Genomic DNA, 675 nt, shown 5'->3' with positions numbered 1-675 from the left:
GGGGCGGTGGGTCGCCCGTGAGCGGGCGGGCGGGGTCGGCGTACTCGCGTGAGCCCCAGCCCTGCGGCTCGCGGAGTCGGCCGTCCTCGATCACCCACAGGCGGTTGGCGACCTCGCGGGCAAAGCGGCGGTCGTGGGTCACGATCACCACCGCGCCGCCGTAGGCATGGACGGCCCCCTCCAGCGCCCCCAACGCGTCCACGTCAAGGTGGTTGGTGGGTTCGTCCAGCAGCAGCAGGTCTGCACGCAGGGCGCTGACCAGCGCGAGGCCCGCCCGCGCCCGCTCGCCGCCCGACAGCACCTCGGGGGTCTTGGGCCAGTCCTCCGGGGTGAATCCGGCGCGGCCCAGCAGCGCACTGGCCCGCGCCCCGAAGCGGCGCTCGAACTGCGCCCGCAGCCCCTCGCCGGGGGTCAGGCCATGCCAGGTCTGGTCGAGGGAGGCGACGGTGACGCCGCTCGCCACCCGCAGCACGGGCTCGGGGGGGCCAGGGTCGGGGTGCAGCTCCCCCGCCAGCAGGCGCATCAGCGTGGTCTTGCCGGTGCCGTTCGCGCCCATCAGGGCCACCCGGTCGCCCTGCCGCAGCCGGAAGGCCACGTCCCGCAGCACCCCCCGCTCGCCGTACCCCCTGGAGAGGTGCTCGCCCCACGCCACCAGCGGGGCCCGCGCCGTGCCCG

1 protein-coding gene is annotated in these 675 nt (G+C 76.7%); it reads right to left on the bottom strand.

All coding sequences use genetic code 11. The annotated features are described in order from the left end of the window. Positions 1 to 675, bottom strand: a 675-nt coding sequence (locus QOL99_RS17390; RefSeq protein WP_285525670.1) for an ATP-binding cassette domain-containing protein, incomplete at both ends; no start/stop codon positions are given.

The sequence above is a fragment of the Deinococcus rhizophilus genome (assembly GCF_030271215.1).
GTDB lineage: Bacteria > Deinococcota > Deinococci > Deinococcales > Deinococcaceae > Deinococcus > Deinococcus rhizophilus.
Note: the sequence above shows the minus strand (reverse complement) of the source record. Positions and strands in the feature narration are given on the sequence as shown.